11 protein-coding genes are annotated in these 17987 nt (G+C 37.7%); 9 read left to right on the top strand and 2 right to left on the bottom strand.

Going from position 1 to position 17987, the window contains the following annotated elements; genetic code table 11:
• The first annotated feature begins 969 nt into the window (after window positions 1-969).
• The 4 genes from ACMA47_RS08505 to ACMA47_RS08490 are packed head-to-tail and all read left to right on the top strand — an operon-like array spanning window position 970 to window position 9573.
• Window positions 970-2607, top strand: coding sequence for a T9SS type A sorting domain-containing protein (locus ACMA47_RS08505; protein ID WP_413929453.1), 1638 nt, complete (start codon window positions 970-972; stop codon window positions 2605-2607).
• Window positions 2608-2612: 5 nt separating this feature from the next.
• On the top strand, window positions 2613-5306 hold the full coding sequence (locus ACMA47_RS08500; protein ID WP_413929452.1) for a hypothetical protein: 2694 nt from the start codon (window positions 2613-2615) through the stop codon (window positions 5304-5306).
• A 12-nt stretch (window positions 5307-5318) separates the two neighbouring features.
• Window positions 5319-8894, top strand: coding sequence for an RHS repeat domain-containing protein (locus ACMA47_RS08495; protein ID WP_413929451.1), 3576 nt, complete (start codon window positions 5319-5321; stop codon window positions 8892-8894).
• Between the two features lies 1 nt (window position 8895).
• Window positions 8896-9573 carry a hypothetical protein gene (locus ACMA47_RS08490; RefSeq protein WP_413929450.1) on the top strand — a complete coding sequence of 226 codons (678 nt, stop codon included), beginning with the start codon at window positions 8896-8898 and terminating at the stop codon, window positions 9571-9573.
• Window positions 9574-9932: 359 nt separating this feature from the next.
• On the opposite strand, the gene ACMA47_RS08485 is transcribed toward ACMA47_RS08490, so the two are convergent.
• On the bottom strand, window positions 9933-10160 hold the full coding sequence (locus ACMA47_RS08485) for a hypothetical protein (protein WP_413929449.1): 228 nt from the start codon (window positions 10158-10160) through the stop codon (window positions 9933-9935).
• 457 nt (window positions 10161-10617) lie between these two features.
• Between ACMA47_RS08485 and ACMA47_RS08480 the strand changes: the two genes are divergently transcribed.
• Entirely contained in the window at window positions 10618-11760 is a 1143-nt protein-coding gene (locus ACMA47_RS08480; protein WP_413929448.1) for a 1-acyl-sn-glycerol-3-phosphate acyltransferase, read from the top strand.
• A 69-nt stretch (window positions 11761-11829) separates the two neighbouring features.
• Here the strand turns inward: ACMA47_RS08480 and ACMA47_RS08475 are convergent, their stop codons facing one another.
• On the bottom strand, window positions 11830-12879 hold the full coding sequence (locus tag ACMA47_RS08475; RefSeq protein WP_413929447.1) for an alpha/beta fold hydrolase: 1050 nt from the start codon (window positions 12877-12879) through the stop codon (window positions 11830-11832).
• Window positions 12880-13202: 323 nt separating this feature from the next.
• On the opposite strand from ACMA47_RS08475, the gene ACMA47_RS08470 reads away from it, so the two are divergent.
• The 4 genes from ACMA47_RS08470 (at window position 13203) to ACMA47_RS08455 (ending at window position 17941) form a co-directional block, all read left to right on the top strand.
• Window positions 13203-14186: an L-histidine N(alpha)-methyltransferase gene (locus ACMA47_RS08470; protein ID WP_413929446.1), complete on the top strand. Its 984-nt coding sequence runs from the start codon at window positions 13203-13205 to the stop codon at window positions 14184-14186.
• Between the two features lie 89 nt (window positions 14187-14275).
• Window positions 14276-15448 (top strand): ergothioneine biosynthesis protein EgtB, encoded by a 1173-nt coding sequence (gene egtB, locus ACMA47_RS08465; RefSeq protein WP_413929445.1) that lies wholly within the window; start codon window positions 14276-14278, stop codon window positions 15446-15448.
• 10 nt (window positions 15449-15458) lie between these two features.
• Window positions 15459-16379: an ABC transporter ATP-binding protein gene (locus tag ACMA47_RS08460; protein WP_413929444.1), complete on the top strand. Its 921-nt coding sequence runs from the start codon at window positions 15459-15461 to the stop codon at window positions 16377-16379.
• Window positions 16376-17941: an ABC transporter permease/substrate-binding protein gene (locus tag ACMA47_RS08455; protein ID WP_413929443.1), complete on the top strand. Its 1566-nt coding sequence runs from the start codon at window positions 16376-16378 to the stop codon at window positions 17939-17941. The genes ACMA47_RS08460 and ACMA47_RS08455 overlap by 4 nt, the downstream gene beginning before the upstream one ends.
• Window positions 17942-17987 lie beyond the last annotated feature (46 nt).

Below are 17987 nucleotides of genomic sequence, written 5' to 3'. Positions count from 1 at the left end.
TGTTTCCTATTCCTTTTTCCAATAAGGTTATTCTTAAAATTAAGTCTTTATGATTTATTGCAAACTTACCACGCAAAGGCTTTATTATTAATAAGTCTATGATTAAAGGGAGCAAAGGAATGGTGGCTAAGCCACTGATGAAGCCAGATGAATAATGCTAATGATTCTTACAATAATCTATCACCCCTCTTATTTCCTTCCTAACACCCTCCAGATAGTATAGTAACCGTCTCTACCCCTTTGGACAACGGCCTCTACCCTCTTATATAGGTAGTTGGAGCCCCTTATCCAAGTCCGTCTACCCCCTTACCCAAGGGGGTATATCCCCTTCATGAAGGGGGTGGAGACCGTTCATAAAGTCCCTCCAGGGGCTTGGTGAAGGGGCTAGAGGGACTTTGGAAGGGCCTGGAGATATTTCTAAGCGCCATTTACAAGGACTTTAAAGACAAATTACGTTTTCCTGTAAGTAGAAAATTGAGAGGTTTACTCATATTACGACTTCAAATAATGATCTATTAAAATAATGATCTATTAAAAGTCAAATATTTATAAAAAACCAGATGCTTTTCAATAATACGACATCTTCTGTCGCTTTAGGGAAATATTTTTGTATTAAATCAAAGTAATACTGTTATAAATATGTTAAAAAATGTTAAATTTGCCAGGTTTTTATCAACAAGCCCTTATGGCTAAAAAAAACAATAACTATGAAATTTTTATTCCGTTACATCCATTTGGTGAATATTCTTCAACCATTTCTTAAATATTTAAAAATCAGCTTCATGTGTACACATTCAGTTCGATGTTTATGCATAAAAAATACACTGTTTTTTGCACCAAAAGAATATTATATTTGAAATATTCTTTACCCTAAAAAGGGATCTGATTCTCAGAAACGGATAAAGATTTAAAAAAACGATCTAACCATGATCTACCATAATAACAATGTCAACTTAAATAAACACGGGAATGAAAAAAATCTCTCTCAGTGCATTCATTCTATGCACAGCCCTGGGCGTATCTGCTCAGGAAGTAATGTGGCAGAAAGACATCCAATCCTCTACCCAGGATTTTCTAAGCCAGGTCACTACAACCATTGATCAGCAATATTTGATCACAGGAAGCTCTATTCAAAGCAATAAGCAACAGGCTTCAGGCAGTAAGCAGAATAACGGTTACGATTTTCATTTGGTAAAACTCAATCAACAGGGGCAAGAAGTCTGGGAGAAATATTTCTCAGGACAGAACCATGATTATCTGTCAGCTACCGTTACCACTCAGGATGGAGGATTTCTTTTGACCGGAACATCTTATTCAGGAAAAGGATTAGACAAAAAAGATGATTCCAAAGGCGGTTCAGACATTTGGCTGGTCAGAATCAATGAATTTGGAGATGAATTGTGGCAGAAAACGTTGGGAAGTTCTTCTGATGAAGAAGCCAGAGCGGTGATCCAAACTACCGATTTAGGATTTTTTGTTACCGGAAATGTACAGAATTCTGCAAAAGGCTATGGTTCCAAAGATGTCTGGATTACCAGACTTGATAAAAACGGAAAAGAACTTTCTCAATTAATCTTAGGTGGAAAAGGGTTAGACGAAGTAGAGAAGATGATTCCAACGAGAGATGGAGGAGCGTTGTTGGGGATTTATTCGAGGAGTTCCGAGGTTCGTGTTTCGGGTTCTGAAAAGGATTCCGGGATGCGAGGTGCGGGTTCTGCATCAAACATTCAAAACCCGAATCCCGTATCCCGAAACTCGAAACAAACTGAAAACTTTGGTGAAGGAGACTACTGGATTGTCAAGTTGGACAAAAACGGAAAAGTAGAATGGGAAAAGAACTTTGGAGGTAAAGGAGATGATCATTTGAGAACTCTGGCTTTAACTTCTACGGGTTTTATCATTGGCGGAGAATCCAGATCAGAAAGATCAGGAAACAAAACCGTAGGTATTGAAGAAGGAACAGACCTTTGGCTGATTGCTCTCAATGAAAGAGGTGATGAACAGTGGCAGAAATCCTACAATTTCAAAAACAGAGATATCCTGATGGGAATGAGTGTAGTAAGCGGGAGGCTGGAAGATGGAAGCGAGAAGTCTAAAGGAATTCTATTGGGAGGTTACACTCAGGCAGAAGGAAGAATTCAAACTGATGATGAAACTTTCTGGATGTTGTATTTGGATCAAAACGGAAATGAGCAGTGGCGAAAACACGTAAAGGGAGAATCCAGACAAAAAGAAGAAAGACTTTCAGATTTAAAATTGAACAGAGATGGTTCCATTATTCTTGCCGGAACCAGTGCAGAAGAACTAGGCAAAGAAAACTGGAAGATTGTAAAACTAGGAGACAAACAGGTTGATCAGCTGATTGAAAAATATGATATCAAGATCTATCCAAACCCAGTCTCTGATTACGCTTACGTAGAAATAGGTTTCGATTTTAAAGATGCTGATATTCTTTTGTATGATATGAGTGGAAGACAACTTCAAAGTATAAAAACCAAAAACAGAGTGACTAAGATTAATACCCAGGCTTTGGTGCAGGGAGCTTATCTGGTGACAATAAAAACAGATACCAATAAAACGGCGAATGCTAAATTGATTAAGAAATAAGTGCGATGAAAAAATTACTATTATTATTTATTTTAATCTATGGATTAGGTAAGGCTCAAATAGAAAGGAATTTTGGTAGTACACCAACTCCGGTGCCTTCCGCCTCCTCTTTTACCTCTTATTCCAACACCCCTGTTTCGTTAGCTACAGGTGTACCGGAAATATCCGTACCGTTGCTTACTTTACCTACCAGCAATAAGAATCTTAGTATTCCTTTTGGGCTAAGCAACCACATATACAATGTGGGCTTAAAAAAGCCAGCTGGTGAAGCAGGATTAGGCTGGTCACTTTCAAAAGTTGGAATTATTTCCAGAGTGATTAACAGTGATGTGGATGAAAAGTATGATAATACCTCAAAACCTGATTATAAGAAGAATGCCTTTGATGATGTATACCACTACTATCTACCGGGAAGTTCCGGAAAATTTAAGTTTGTAAGAGATACCATCAACAATACCTTTACGCTTAATAATATCTCAGGAAATAATATTAAAATTGAATTTACCCGAACTGCCAATACAGCCACCCTTATCCTTGAATCGTTTAAGATAACAGACGATAAAGGATTTAAATATATATACGATAATTACAGTATTGCTTCAAGAGATGGCTATAAAACCAATTACAGATCTGCTTTTTATCTCAGCAAAATTCTTGATGAAAATAATGTTGAAATTGTAAGTCTTGTGTATCAGAAAGACACCAGGTATAGCGGAACATTTGTAAAATATCAGAATTGTAATCTGACAACGGTCACAAGTATCTTTGGAAAAATCACTTTTGAAAATATATATGAACCTTATTGGGAAGATCATGGAAACAGTGACCCCAATAAAGTACAAAGTATTTCTTTGTCTGATAATTCAGGAAGACAGGTGTCCAAATATAAATTTGAATATTCAACAATTAACAATAATCAGGCAGAAGAAAAAAGAATTCTGACCAATCTGTACCAACTTGATAAAGACCAGCATACGATCGGAAGTTATTCTTTTCAATATGAAAGTTCAAGTACGTCCCCACAGATGACCGGGGCCTTGACGGAGATGAAACTGCCAGAGGGAGGTCGTATCAGTTATCAGTATGAGGGCAATGAAATTTATACTGCTGTCAATTATTCTGATGCAGATAACTATACGATTAAATATCCTGAAATCCAAAGATTTGTTTCAAACTCCATGTTTTTTGATACCAATACCAGCCGCATTTATACTTTCCAGATAGATGCCCCACGTGCTGTTTTTGTAAACAAAGATTCAGAAGTATATTATAAAGACCAATACACTCTTGGTATTCATGATAATCCCGACACCTATAATTACCAAATCACCTATGTTATTAAAAAAGGAAGCACGGTAATCACCAACAGCGGAAGTCCGGACCGATACCTGGTAACACCAGGGACCTATACAATAGAAATAAAAACCGGTTTTGGAAATGGAGATTTTCATATTGGAATGATTCAGACAGATCCTCCTCCATACAGAAATGCTAAAAAAATAGATGTAGCAGCCAGAATAAGAACAATAAAATATTATGATGACAACACCCTGAAAAAAAGTATTAACTATCAGTATAACGATTTTAATAATGCATGGAACTCAAGTGGAGATTACTTTACATTGGAAACCTGCCAATCCCAGGAATATGAATATCTGAACTCTGTAATCTTATATAACAATGTAAAAGAAATTTATGGAGATTCTAACAATAATCTTGGATATACCCAATATTATTTCAAAACTCCAAAAGATTTTACAGGGACTGGTACAAGGCCTCATTATAACATTGTTTCAGGAGGGTTACCCTATAAGAAAGAAGTCTATAATACGCAAAACCAATTGATTTCAAATGAAAATACAGACTATGTACTCACTGAAATCAATAATGCACCTGAATATACCCTATGTGACGGAACAACAAGTAAATCATCATGGACCCAGTCTGCCAAAACAATCTCAAAAACATTTTTCAGTGATGGATCAGCATTGGAAAATACTTCTGAAGTATCTTACAGCCCTATTAATTTTGAGCCTGTTTATACAAAGGTCACAGCTCCGGACGGAACAGTAACTGAAAAAAATATCAAATACTCTTCTGAACTTAATAATGCCAAACTGATAAATGCCCGTATGCTTTCTGCACCTTTAGAGACAGAAATAAAAATAAATGGAAAAGCTGTCAGTAAAGCAGAGACCAAATATGATAATCCTGCATCACTTCAGGTAACTTCTGTGAATTCTTATGAAATGCAGAATCAGTCAGCACAGACGAAAGTAATTTTCAGTAATTATAACAGCTATGGAAATCCTGTGGAAACCAAAACACCTAAAGGGATTCCAACCTCTGTTGTATATGGATATAACAATACCCAACCTATTGCAAAAATAGAGGGAGCTTCATATGCTCAGATCATTTCCTTGCCTGCCGTACAGAATGCAGTAATAGCCTCCAATTCTGCAACCCCTGAAAATGAATCTGATCTTAAAACAGCTCTAGAAAACCTACGGATCAACAGTGCGCTGAAAGAGTTCAATATTACGACCTATACATGGGATATCTTCACAGGGATGACCTCTGTCACAGCTCCTAACGGCGCAAAAGAAATGTATAGCTATGATAAAGCCGGAAGACTTGAAAAAGTAGTGGATCAGGACGGGAAAATACTGAAAACATATCAATATAACTATAAGCAATAAAAACTCATGATCATGAAAAGAATAGTATCAATAGCAAGCTTAGGGTTCGCATTGTTTATAAATGCCCAGACACTGAGCAATACAGAAAACTATATATACAGCAAAACCTGCCTGGATGAAACCTGTACAAAAAAAAGTGAGGCAGTTCAGTATGCAGATGGATTCGGAAGAAATAAACAGGTAATTTCTATTGGAGCAACTCCTGCCGGAAAGGATATTGTTCAGCATATTGAATATGACAATTATGACAGGCAGGGGAAAAGTTTTCTTCCTGTTCCACAGGCAGGATCACAAGGTGGAGCGATCTATTCCTCTCCGCTTGCCAATGCCAATGCGGTATATGGATCAGAGAAAATATATTCCGAAAAAATATTTCAGAATGATATCTCCGGACAGGTAAAACAGGTGATTCCCGTAGGAAATGCATGGGCTTCCCACCCTTTACAGCTTGCCGTTTCCGCCAATGCTTCCGGAGATCAGGTCCGAAAAATAACCGTTGTTACATCATGGCTGAACAATGCGACTTCTTATACACTGAACTACAATCCTGATTATGCTCCCAATCAGCTATCAAAGAGCATAGCAACAGACGGAGATGGAAATACTACCACAGAGTTTAAAAACGGCTCCAGTAAAACCCTGTTGGTAAGGAAAAATGACGGGACAAAACCGATAGATACTTATTATCTCTATGATGAATTTGGAAATCTTGCCTATGTTATACCTCCGCTGGCATCTGCCGGGATGTCTGCATCAGCACCACTTACTACTGCTGTGCTGGATAACCTGTGTTATCAATATCATTATGATTCCCAGGGGAGACAGGTAGAAAAAAAGCTTCCCGGTAAAGGCTGGGAATACATCATCTATGATCAGCAGGACAGGGTGATTATGACACAGGATGCTAAGCTCAGAACATTGAACAATACTTTTTCTGCCAAAGGATGGCTGTTCACCAGGTATGATAAATGGGGAAGAGTACTGTATTCCGGTTTTTTTCCAAGTCAAGATTCACGGGGTATTTTGCAGAATAATATCAACAATGTGACAGTAAATGCTGAAAATAATGAATCAAGAACATCAGCTTCATTTACCGCAAACGGAATGCAGGTTTTCTATACTCAGAATGCTTTTCCCACCGGGAATATTACCGTTTTAAGTGTCAATTATTATGATACCTATCCGGCTTACAGTTTCAATCCTGCTTTTCCGGCAACCATATTGGGACAAAATGTAATCACTGATGTAAGTTCTGTTAGTACAAAAGGGTTCCCTACTCTTAGCCTTGTCAAAAATATTGAGGATAATAACTGGACGAAAAACTATGTTTACTATAATACCAAAGGCATGGCCATCGGTACTTATTCCATCAATCACCTTGACGGATACACAAAAACAGAAACAGAGTTTGATTTTGCAGGCGTCATGAAGCAAACCAAAGCATACCATAAAAGAGTCAATACTGATACAGAGAAAATCATCAGCCAGATTTATGAATATGACAGTAAAAACCGCCTGAAAAAGCAATGGCACCAGGTAGGCAGCCAGCCACAGGAATTACTGGCAGAAATCACTTACAATGAACTTTCACAGCTAAGCAACAAAAAGGTTGGAAACAATCTGCAAAATATAGATTATACCTATGATATCCGGGGCACGCTTACCAAACTGAACGATCCGGCTCAACTAGGGACAAAGCTGTTCGGGTTTGAACTGAAATATACCAATCCCCAGAATACTGCTAATTCTCCGGCAAAATATAACGGGAATATAACGGAAGTAACCTGGAAAACTTCTACGGATAATGTATTAAGGCAGTACAACTACCAATATGATGCTTTAAACAGACTAAAGAAAGGAATTTATTCTGAACCTAATGCATCTGCTCCTCAAAATGGGTTGTATAATGAAACCGTGGAATATGATTCCGGAAGCAACATCACTTCGCTTAAGAGAAATACCGGAATGTCAGGAATGGCTGCTCTTATGGATGATCTAACCTATAATTATACCGGGAACAAATTAAATTCAGTTACCGATATATCCACTAATTACAATGGTTATTCTGAGATATCAGGAAATATGATTTCTTATGATGACAATGGAAATATGGCCAACCATAAGGACAAAGGGGTATTGCAGATTGACTATAACTTCCTGAACCTCCCTGATTATGTAAAATTTGACACTTCATACAGATCGCATGATACTTCAGTTCTTTACAATGTCAACACGAGATATACCTACCGCGCAGATGGTACCAAAATAAGGAAAGTATATACGTATGGATCAGGAAGGGGGCAGTTTGAAGCTGCTAATATTGTAGATTATCTTGATGGGTTTCAGTATGAAGGAGATGATATCGTAAGCAGTTCTCTGCCGGCTATGACATTAAAATTTGTTCCTACTTCAGAAGGCTATTATAACTTTGAAAATAATAGGTATATTTACAGCTATACAGACCATTTGGGAAATGTACGCCTCAGCTATTTTAAAAATACCAATGGCAGCGCAGAAGCTCTTGAAGAAAACAACTATTATCCTTTTGGATTAAAACATTTAGGATATAATAATGTGGGAGGTAACCCATCATACAATTACCAGTATAACAGTAAAGAATTACAAAAGGAAACCGGATGGAATGATTACGGGGCAAGGATGTATATGGCTGATATCGGTAGATGGGGCGTTATTGATCCGTTGGCTGAAACATCAAGAAGGTTTACCCCCTACAACTATGCCTTAAATAACCCTGTCAACTTTATCGATCCAGATGGAAGAAAAGCTGTCCCTGTCCCTTACGAAGGAATGGAAAACCATCTGGTAGAAGGTTCGTATATGTGGCAGATGTTAGGAGGCAGCTTTAATCCTCACCAGAAGGTTCCTAATGGAAGCGGTGGTTCTTCTGCTGATTTTGGTGGGTTTGGGTATACCGACAGTGAACCATCCTCCGGAGGATTATCGTTTACAAGTCTGGAGGCAATTACCTTTGCCCAATCATATTTTGGTGGTGGAGGAAATATTGGAGCCTTGTTCTCTATGGTTGAGCAATTAAAAGCAGCAGGCTTTAAAGATCCTGCCAATATGAAAGCTAGTTTTAGTGATTGGTATAAGCTAGTTAATTCTGACAAAATACCTTCATTAAATGATTTATATAAAGTTACACTAGCTGAATTTATCGATAACACAGGTGGGAGTTGCCCCAATAAAACTGAATATCAAAGAATTTGGATTAATATGAATAATGTCGAAAATATATTAAAATTCGCTTTTACGCTTGGACATGAAATGAATCATTCATTTGCAGATCAGTTTTTTAAAGATCAATTTAGTGAAATAACCAGACAATCTAAAAATTCCATTCCTTTTCATGGTTCGTTTGGTTTTTTCCAGGAAGTAATGGGATTGTCATGGGAAATAAAATTTGGATCTGAAAGATATGGGGATCGTTCAGGGTTTGAAGCAGCTAAATTTTATTATGGTCCAAATGGTTTAGGTTACGGTCAAAGAAGTATTGATACTGTGAATCGATATTTATATGATCTGAAAAATGCCTGGGATCTTATTTATCAATCAAAATTAAAATAATATGAAAAATTTAATAATTCCATTTTTTTTATTTTATAGCTTTTGTAATTCTCAAATTAAAATTACATGGGAATATTCTAGAAACAATGGAACAGCAGAGGTTTACCTTTATAATGATAGTACTGAAAATATTATCTTACCATTAGATCCAAAATCTCTCAAACCCTATTTTGAGAATCAATGTTCTATGGATGATTATGAATTTCCTTACCCCATTTTAGGATTGACATTATTAATTGAAAATAAAAACGAGAAATTAGTTGGAAATATTCATAATATAGAAATTCCTAATGACCAAAGTTTTAATGAAATTATAAAAGAAAGGCAAAATATTAATAATAAATATTTGGCTTCTCTTAAAGAATGGAGTGATAAGAATGAATTTTCGGATTTAGATTATGCAAAAAAAAATTATTACTTATATAATAATTTAATGATTATAAAATCTAAGCAAAAGCTTAAGTTTAAAATTGATGTTAACTTTGAAAATATAACCAATCAAAAATACATTTATTATTATTATCCCATAGACTGGGCTGAAAAAAGCGAAGCAAGGCTTTCTATTTGTATTGATTCGAGTATTTATAATTATCTTACAAAAAAGCAAAAGCAAAAGTTAAAAAAATATAAATTCTTTACGGGTAATGTTGAGAGTAATGTTGTTGAATTAAAACCCTAGTCCCATAGTTTGCTTGTTCTAGTTTCTAGCTAGTTACGAATATAAATAAAAAAAATCTTGCATTTTGCAAGATTTTTTTATGTTGTAAAATGTAACTATAGATAAAAAATATGAAGTTCCTTACTACCGCACGAATCCCTTCGTGTGGAACTTATATATCTGTCATGTGTAATATTAATTCATAATAATAAAGAGCTTCTTTTAAAAATATAAGATCATTAAAAACAAAAGTTTTTAGGAATTCAATCTGATGCTCTGATCTATAGTTTTAAAATAAATTACACGAAAGGATTCGTGCGGTAGCAAGGGAATTCAGACATAGAAAGCTTTCTGATGATAAGTGATAATAATATAAGAGTTTAGATTCCTGCGGAATGACAAAGTGCACGCTTACTTGTGCGTGTATAGTCTCTTATTTGCTCCGGACATAATACAAACTGTTCACTTAGCCTATCCACACTGTTTGTCATTCCGTAGGAATCCAGTGCCAGAAAGCATTCTGATGATAAATGATGACAATCTAAGAGTCGAGATTCCTGCGGAATGACAAGGTGAGCGCTTATTTGTGCGTGTGTGTACGTGTACATAGTTACTTACTTCAGACATAGTACAAACTACTCGCTTTGTCTATCCGCAACGTTTGTCATTCCGTAGGAATCCAGGCACAGAAAGTTTGTGATAATGAATGAGGATAAAATAAGAACTTAGATTCCTTCGGAATGACAAAGTGGATGTTTCTATGTGCGTGCATAGCCTCTTACTTGCTCCAGACATACAAACTATTCACTTAGACCATCCACTCTGTTTGTCATTCCGCAGGAATCTCAATATAACACGTTTAAGTTCAGGCTAAAGCCAAAGGAATGTTTTCTTATTAAAATGGGCTAAAGCCCATTTCTATTGAATTTCTGCTACAGACTAAGATAGAAGAGTGCTGCCGAACCCAAACTCCTACGCCCTTCATAATACTTTAACACCCTTTATACCCTCTCCCCCAATAAATTTTCGTTCTTTTGCAAAAAGTTTTAATTTTTACCTAACCGCATGTCTAAGTTTGATGAAATCCGGTATTTCTATGATCAGGAAGTGAATGAGAGATTACAGAGCATAGCCCGTGATCCCATGATGAAAGCCTTTATGAATTTTACTTTTCCTGATACAGATGAGCAGGTTTGGCTGGAACAGTTTAAGAATGTTCATTCCATCAGTGATTTTCAGCATCAGTTTGTAGCCTTTGCCGTTCGCCAGATCCTTGCAAAAAGTTCTGACGGTTTAACGACTTCAGGCTTTGATAAGCTGGATAAAAACACCTCTTACCTTTTCATCTCTAACCACAGGGATATCGTTCTGGATACTTCACTGCTTAATCTGGTATTGCTGGAAGGCGGTTATGTAATGACAGCTTCAGCTATCGGTGATAATCTTGTGCGTAAGAATTTCTTAAACGTACTGGCTAAACTGAACCGTAACTTCCTGGTACAAAGAGGTCTGCCACTTCGTGAACAACTTACCAGTTCACAAACAATGTCTGAGTATATTAAAGAGTTACTTCTTCAGGAAAACCGCTCTGTATGGATTGCCCAGCGTGAAGGCCGTACCAAAAACGGTAACGATTCTACCCAGCAAGGTGTTTTGAAAATGCTTGCCATGGCAGCCGGAGATCAATCATTGATAGATTATTTTAAAACATTAAAGATTGTTCCGATCTCTATCTCCTATGAGTATGATCCTACAGATTCGTTAAAGATGCCTCAATTGCTGGCACAGCACAGGGATGAGGAATACATTAAAGGGAAAAATGAAGATTTCACCAACATTATCAGCGGAATTCTGGGCCAAAAGAAACGCATTCACCTTCATGCCGGTGATGTACTGGATAAAGAACTGGACGAAATTGCAGCCACTATTGATAATAAAAACAAACAGCTGCAGGCCATTGCACAGGTGATTGACCGTTCTATCATCAGTAATTATAAGCTTTGGCCAACCAAGTACATTGCTTACGATCTGCTTCATAATACGAATACGTACGCTTCCGAATATACGGAACAGGAAAAACAGTTATTTGCCCGCAGACTTGAAATGCGCATTGATCCTTCAGATCCTGTTTCCAGAGAGTATTTCTTAGCAATGTATGCTAATCCTTTGGTGAATAAACTGAAGGTTGAAGAAGAATCTAAAAACTAGTTTAGAATACTATAAAGATAAAAAACCACTGTTATTGAGCAGTGGTTTTGTTTTTATTCTTTCAGATTTTTATTTGGATTTCGACATGGAGTCTACTTCTATAATTGCATCTGTAAACGCTTTTGGAGCTTCCTGTGGTAAATTGTGTCCAATTCCTCCCGTTAAGGTATGGTGCACATATTGGCCTGTAAATCTAGATGCATAACTTTCCGGTGCAGGAAATGCGGCTCCGTTGGCATCACCTTCCAGAGTAACGGTTGGAACTGTAATCGATGGAGATTTTGCCAGTTGGGCTTCAAGCGCATCGTATTGTTTTTCTCCTTTAGCTAATCCCAGACGCCAGCGGTAATTGTGAATTACAATATCAACGTGGTCAGGATTATCAAATGCTTTCGCAGAACGCTCGTAGGTCTGGTCATCAAAAGTCCATTTTGGGGAAGCCGTTTTCCATATCAATTTGTTAAATGATGTAGTATTCGCTTTGTAACCTTTATACCCTCTTTCTGTTGAAAAATAATACTGATACCACCATAAAAATTCAGCATTGGGTGGCAAAGGTTTTTCGTTTGCCTTAGGGCTTCCTATTAAATATCCGCTTACAGCCACCAAACCTGTACAGCGTTCAGGCCACAGTGCTGCCATAATATCTGCTGTTCTTGCCCCCCAGTCAAAACCGCCAATGATTGCTTTATCAATTTTCAAGGCATCCATAAAAGCAATGATATCCAATGCAACAGCACTCTGCTGACCGTTTCGTTTGGTATCCGGTGAGACAAAGGTAGTGGTTCCATAGCCTCTTAAATAAGGGACTAATACACGGTAACCTTTTTCGGCAAGTATAGCGGAGGACTCTTCAAAACTATGGATATCATAAGGCCATCCATGAAGAAGGATCACAGGTTTTCCATTGGCCGGACCTACTTCTGCATATCCAACGTTCAACAGCCCGGCTTTGATTTGCTTTGTATTCTGGAAAGCGGAAGTAACAGCTGTATTTTCCAGATCTTTTTCACCAGTAGTATATTTCTGTGCTTTTAAAGACAAAAGCCCCATTCCCATCAAAATAAACAGGGATAAAATGGATTGTATTTTTTTACTGAAGTTCAATGTAGTATTCATAATAGTGATGTTTTGTGATGGTAAAATTATGATAAAGCATAAACCGAAATAAGAACAACTACTTTGAACAGGTCATATTGAATGGTAAATACTGATTTTCGGGCGGTAAACCGGACAGCTTCCCTACTCTTCTTCACTGGTTTTACTTTCAAAAGAAAGGATTCCTGATGAATAAAAAAGTACCACATCTGATAAAAACCTCATGATAATCATTCTATTAAGAGTAAAATTGCTTATATTTAATTAGATATATACAAAGAATTGTCATGTTGTAAAAGGCAGGATAATTGCAATAATCTACGAAATCACACAAAATAAGACTTATGAATGTACAGTTAGACCCACAATCTAAGACTGAAGAGAATGCTGTTGATCATTTCCGTTCAGATGTTTTGAACGGGCTCCAGAATACTCCTAAAAAATTATCTTCAAAATATTTTTATGATAAGATCGGTGATCATCTTTTTCAGCAAATCATGGCCATGCCTTCCTATTATCTGACCCGTTGTGAACTGGATATTTTCAAAAATAAAACAGATGAACTTATTGATCTGCTTATTCCCGGAAACGAACCTTTTGACCTGATTGAATTAGGGGCAGGAGACGCCATAAAATCGACCTACTTACTTGAACAGCTGATCAGGAAAGGCATTAACTTTACTTACATGCCGATTGATATCTCAGGAAATATTCTTTCCATACTCCACAAAAAACTAAGCAGTCAGCTTCCGGAAATGAAAATTGCCTGTCTGGAAGGAGATTATTTTGAAATGCTTCAAAAAGCCGCTTCCTTATCGGACCGGAGAAAAGTTGTTTTATTTTTAGGAAGTAATATCGGGAATATGACTCCTGAAGAAGCTGAAGACTTCTGTCTGCATCTGAATAGCAATCTATCCCCAAAAGATCGTGTATTGGTAGGATTTGACCTCAAGAAAAATCCGCATATTATTCTGGAGGCTTATAATGACAAAGAAGGAATTACCGCTTCTTTCAATCTTAATCTTCTTACCCGCATCAACAATGAACTGGGTGGTAATTTTGATGTGAAGCAATTTCAGCATTACCAGACTTATGATCCTGTTACCGGAGCCTGCAGAAGTTTTCTGATCAGCCTTATCAGCCAGGATGTGACGATTGACAATACAAAGATTTCTTTTGAAGAAAACGAACTTATCGACATGGAAATCTCCCAGAAATTCTCTCCTGAAAAGATCAGGGAATTGGGCGAAAAATCAGGTTTTACCATCACAGGAGAGATCAAAGATGCTAAAAAATGGTTTGTAGATAGCATCTGGCAGGTAAAATAAAAAGAGATGATACACGCAGCACATCTGCAAAAGTGAAAAAATAAAACATCCTTATTTCATTGAAATTCAATCATTAAAAACTAAAAAACATGACACCAGAGATCATCACAAAAGATATTACTAAAAAGTATCAGGACATCCGCAGACGTTCTGAAGAAATCTGTGCTCCGCTGGAAATCGAGGATTATGTAGTACAGCCGATTGTAGATGTAAGCCCTCCGAAATGGCATCTTGGTCATACCACCTGGTTTTTTGAGACTTTCATTCTTACCCCGCATTTTCCGGATTACAAGGTTTTTGATCCTCAGTATAATTTTGTTTTCAACAGCTACTATGAGACCATCGGAGCAAGGGTGATCCGGACCGATCGTGGAAACCTCAGCCGTCCTTCCGTTTCAGAGGTGTATCAATATCGAAAATATGTAGATGAGCATATGGAAGCTTTTCTTGAAAGTTCATTTCTAACAGAAGCTCTTGAACCGCTTTTGGAACTGGGGTTGAATCATGAGCAGCAGCACCAGGAATTATTAATCACAGACATTAAATATATTTTAGGACATAATCCGCTTTTCCCTGCCTATACAAAAGAAGAAAAACCCAGACAAAACAACTCTGACGATCTGGAAATTCTCAGGTTTTCCGAAGGAGTTTATGAAATTGGATATAAAGGAGATGGATTTTGCTTTGATAATGAATTAGGAAGGCATAAAGTATATCTTACAGACTTTGAAATTGCCAACCGTCTCGTCACCAATAGTGAATATTTAGAATTTATGAAAGCAGGCGGATATGAAGATTTCAGACACTGGCATGCGGAAGGATGGGACTGGGTGAAACAGAATGCTGCAAAATCTCCACTATACTGGCATTATATCGATAATAAATGGATGTATTATACCCTCAACGGATTACAGGAAATAGACCCTGATGCTCCATTGTGCCACATCAATTTTTATGAAGCCTCTGCTTTCGCCTCCTGGAAAGGAATGCGTCTGCCCACTGAAGAAGAATGGGAAACAGCTTCAGATTATTTTGAATGGGGAACACGCTGGGAATGGACGAATTCTGCTTATCTGCCTTATCCTCATTTTAAGAAGGAAGCAGGCGCTGTAGGTGAATACAACGGAAAATTCATGATCAATCAAATGGTTTTAAGAGGAGCTTCGGAAGCCACTCCGCCAGGGCACAGCAGAAATACCTACCGTAATTTTTTTCAGCCTAATTTAAAATGGCAGTTCACAGGAATCAGACTTGCTCAGTAATTTTTTACCGATGATCACAGTAGAATCAATTTCAAAGAGTTTTAACGGAAAAAAGGCAGTAGATCAAATTTCTTTTCAGGCACTTGATCAGGAGATTCTTGTTCTTTTAGGAACCAGCGGGTGCGGGAAAACGACCACGCTTAAAATGATCAACCGTCTCATAGAGGCAGATTCCGGAAATATTTTCATAGATGGCAAAAACATCCGTGATCAGAAAGCTGAGGAACTGAGAATGGGAATTGGTTTTGTTATGCAGCATTCAGGGTTATTTCCCCATTATACGATTCAGCAAAATATTGCGGTAGTTCCTGAGCTATTGAAATGGGACAAAAAGAAAACAGAAAGAAAAACGCATGAGCTTTTGGCCAAACTCCACCTTTCCGAAGAGGTACTTTCCCGATTTCCGCACGAGTTGAGCGGCGGACAACAGCAGCGGGTAGGTATTGCAAGAGCATTGATTGCTGATAACCCTGTTCTGCTGATGGATGAACCTTTCGGAGCGCTTGATAATATTACCAAGGCTGATATTCATTCGGAATTTAAATCTTTGGAAGAACTTAAAAATAAAACCATCATATTGGTTACTCACGATGTACAGGAAGCTTTTGAGCTGGGACATAGGATTTGTCTGATGGATCAGGGAAAAATTGTACAGACTGGTATTCCCAGGGAAATGCTTTACCATCCTGAAAATGACTTTGTGCATGATTTTTTTGCTAAAAACCGTCTTTTATTAGAGTATAAAGTAACATCGTTACATCACATCAGCCCGTTTCTTACACCAGAAAATGTATACTACAGACCAAACGGTATGGGTAGTACAAGTGTCTGGGATATTTTACAGCAATTGAGTTCTGATCACCAAAACGCCGGAGTATATGAGGAAGTGATCAGAGCGTTTAATCAGTATAGAAAATCACAGATGGTATGACGCAGCAACAGAGTCTCTGGCAATTTATTGCGGAACAGCACGAGAAGTTGACCACCCAGATCATTCAGCATCTTGGGCTTACCTTTTTGTCCCTGCTTCTGGCTATCATTGTTGGAGTACCTTTAGGAATACTGATTTCCAGAAAAAAGAAGCTTTCCAGCCCGGTGCTGGGTATCGCTGGTATTTTACAGACTATTCCGAGTATTGCATTGCTGGGATTTATGATTCCTGTTTTAGGTATTGGTCCGAAGCCTGCCATTGCCGCTTTATTGATTTATGCTCTTCTTCCCATTATCCGGAATACCTATACCGGAATTACAGGAGTAGATCCGGCAGTGATTGAGGCAGCGAAGGCCATGGGAATGAACAGAAGCCAGCTTCTTTTTAAAGTGAAACTTCCTTTGGCCATGCCGGTTATCATTGCTGGTATCAGAACCGCAGCTGTTATTAATGTTGGAGTGGCTACTCTGGCCTCTTTTGTGGCAGCAGGTGGTTTGGGAGAGTTTATCTTCGGAGGAATTTCGCTCAACAATACGAATATGATTCTGGCTGGAGCCATTCCGGCGGCATTATTGGCTGTTTTTCTGGATCAGGTTATTGCCATGATTCAGAAATCGGGTTACCGGTTCTTTCAAAAACTGAAATATATTCTTCCTGTTATCCTTATTATTCTGGGGATAGGATATCTTCTGATTTTTGGGTCACACCGGACGATTAAAGCGGGTTTTACACCGGAATTTATGGGAAGACAGGATGGTGATATCGGGCTTCGTTCTGTATACGGACTTAATGTGAATCCTCTTGTGGTAAGTGATGCGATTATGTATAAGGCTGCTTATGAGAATGAACTGGATCTGATCAGCGGATATTCTACAGACGGCAGAATCAAAGCTTATGATCTGTATGTACTGAATGATAATAAAAAAATATTTCCCCCTTATTATGCTGCTCCCATCATCAAAACCAAGACTCTGAAGAAATTTCCGGAATTGGAAAAAACCTTAAACCTACTGGCTGGAAAGTTCAGTGATTCTATCATGACGGATCTGAATTACAGAGCTGATCATCTCCATCAAACCCCGGAAAAGATTGCAAAGGAATTTCTCATCAGAAATAATCTGTATAAAAGCCCAGGAAAAAGAAATTCCGGGACTGTAAGAATTGGTTCAAAAATCTTTGGAGAACAATATATTCTCGCAGAAATGTATACCCTGCTTATTGAAGGATACACAGATTATAAAGTGGAAACGAAAACAGGTTTAGGAGGAACAAAAATATGTTTTGATGCCTTAATGAATGATGCCATAGATTTCTATCCTGAATATACGGGAACAGGGCTTCTGGTGCTTTTAAAGCCAACAGCAGAGACCATCAGAAATGTTTCCAAAAGTCCCGGTGCAACCTATCAGTATGTGAATGCAGCGTTTGAAAAACAATATGGGATTCAATGGCTGAAACCGTTGGGGTTTAACAATGCTTATGCTCTGATGATGCGGAGAAAACAGGCTGAAGAGCTTCATATCAAAAGTATATCTGATCTTTCCCATTATTTTGATCAATAGTCTTTTGAAAACAATCAGTTTTTTCAAAAATAGTATCTTCGTATCT

Origin of the sequence: Chryseobacterium sp. T20, from assembly GCF_047345655.1 — a bacterium.
Taxonomy (GTDB): Bacteria; Bacteroidota; Bacteroidia; order Flavobacteriales; family Weeksellaceae; genus Chryseobacterium.
This window is presented reverse-complemented; position numbering and strand designations above follow the sequence as displayed.

Excerpts from the sequence above, each read along its gene's own strand:
- ACMA47_RS08505 (WP_413929453.1), top strand. The coding sequence starts at position 970 with ATGAAAAAAATCTCTCTCAGTGCATTCATTCTATGCACAGCCCTGGGC.
- ACMA47_RS08500 (WP_413929452.1), top strand. The coding sequence starts at position 2,613 with ATGAAAAAATTACTATTATTATTTATTTTAATCTATGGATTAGGTAAG.
- ACMA47_RS08495 (WP_413929451.1), top strand. The coding sequence starts at position 5,319 with ATGAAAAGAATAGTATCAATAGCAAGCTTAGGGTTCGCATTGTTTATA.
- ACMA47_RS08490 (WP_413929450.1), top strand. The coding sequence starts at position 8,896 with ATGAAAAATTTAATAATTCCATTTTTTTTATTTTATAGCTTTTGTAAT.
- ACMA47_RS08485 (WP_413929449.1), bottom strand. The coding sequence starts at position 10,160 with ATGTACACGTACACACACGCACAAATAAGCGCTCACCTTGTCATTCCG.
- ACMA47_RS08480 (WP_413929448.1), top strand. The coding sequence starts at position 10,618 with ATGTCTAAGTTTGATGAAATCCGGTATTTCTATGATCAGGAAGTGAAT.
- ACMA47_RS08475 (WP_413929447.1), bottom strand. The coding sequence starts at position 12,879 with ATGAATACTACATTGAACTTCAGTAAAAAAATACAATCCATTTTATCC.
- ACMA47_RS08470 (WP_413929446.1), top strand. The coding sequence starts at position 13,203 with ATGAATGTACAGTTAGACCCACAATCTAAGACTGAAGAGAATGCTGTT.
- egtB (WP_413929445.1), top strand. The coding sequence starts at position 14,276 with ATGACACCAGAGATCATCACAAAAGATATTACTAAAAAGTATCAGGAC.
- ACMA47_RS08460 (WP_413929444.1), top strand. The coding sequence starts at position 15,459 with ATGATCACAGTAGAATCAATTTCAAAGAGTTTTAACGGAAAAAAGGCA.
- ACMA47_RS08455 (WP_413929443.1), top strand. The coding sequence starts at position 16,376 with ATGACGCAGCAACAGAGTCTCTGGCAATTTATTGCGGAACAGCACGAG.